At 65.8% G+C, this 228-nt stretch carries 1 pseudogene; it reads right to left on the reverse strand.

The window, feature by feature from the left end:
* Positions 1-228 (reverse strand): annotated as a pseudogene (locus tag SB822_RS61740) (ABC transporter ATP-binding protein); the annotation flags it as partial.

Here is a 228-nt window from a genome sequence, read left to right on the forward strand (position 1 = left end):
TTCGCCTTCGTGGGCGAGCCGCACGAACTCGGGGCGAATGCCCAATGTAAGCGGGCTCTTTGCCTGCTGATGCGCGTCGCCCAGCGCCGCGAGGGTGGCGGCGCCGAGCGTGAGACGCTGTGAGCCGATCCGCGCGCCGTCGGCGTCGAGTTCGATCGGACAAAGATTCATACCCGGACTGCCGATGAAGTAGCCGACAAACGCATGATCCGGCCGCAGAAACAGCGC

It is taken from the genome of Paraburkholderia sp. SIMBA_054 (genome assembly GCF_046534875.1).
Taxonomy (GTDB): Bacteria; Pseudomonadota; Gammaproteobacteria; order Burkholderiales; family Burkholderiaceae; genus Paraburkholderia; species Paraburkholderia hospita.